This window comes from Vibrio sp. 1727 (genome assembly GCF_033344415.1).
GTDB classification, from domain to species: Bacteria; Pseudomonadota; Gammaproteobacteria; order Enterobacterales; family Vibrionaceae; genus Vibrio; species Vibrio alginolyticus.
Window position 1 is genome coordinate 1 of the sequence record NZ_JAWPOT010000142.1, and the last position, 871, is coordinate 871.

Annotated in this window: 1 protein-coding gene; it reads right to left on the reverse strand. The window is 46.8% G+C overall.

Features of this window, described 5'->3' with window-relative positions:
• The coding region (locus tag R8O10_RS24380; protein ID WP_318191838.1) for a tandem-95 repeat protein at positions 1–871 on the reverse strand (871 nt) is incomplete at both ends.

Consider the following 871-nt stretch of genomic DNA (forward strand, 5'->3'; position numbering starts at 1 on the left):
CGATGTCGACTACTGGTGCAACCGTAAAGTCCACCGTTTGGTTAACGCTTTCACCGCTTGGGTCTTTAGCTGTGAACGTAATTGTCTCTTTGCCATTCCAATCCGCAGTCGGAGTGATGGTAGCAACGCCATTCACAATAGAAATTTGGATGCTGTTATTGCCAGAGACTGAGAATTCTAGCGAGGAATCAGAATCTTTGAATACTTCATTCAAGTCGATCGTGTATGCATCGAAATCTTCCGATAACACTTGGTCTGCAATGGCATTTTCAACAGTCGGTGCATCGTTAACACGATTCACAACCAAACTGTCACTGTCGCTAGCCGTTGGATTTACACCATCCGACACTGACGCGCTGATAGTCAGGTCTTTAAGGTTGAGCTCATCGTTGTTAACCGCGTCAACACCCGCTTGAGTCAACTTGACTTCATTGCCAACCAACACGAAGTAGCCGTTTGAGTTATTTTCTAAAGATACGGTTAATTGGTCTTCAGGCGTGTCAGTATCGCGAACCGTTAAGGTTGCGACTACCGTATCAGTGCTCACTGCATCTTCAGTGATGCTTTCTACGGCTTCAACCTTGATGGTTGGTGCATCGTTCACTGGATTTACTGTAACAGTTACTTTCGCTTCGTCGGTCAATTCACCGTCCGTTACAGTGTAAGTAATTTCAGCATCACCATTGAAGTTTTCTGCCGGTGTGAACACCAATTTGCCATCAACGATCTCGACTGTGCCTTGGTCACTCGGCACAGACGCCGATTGGATAGACAGCGTATCGCCATCAATATCGGTGTCGTTTGGTAGGACATCAATCGTGACAGCGGTATCTTCTTGTGTTGTTGCCGCGTCATCGTTTGCCACTGGCGC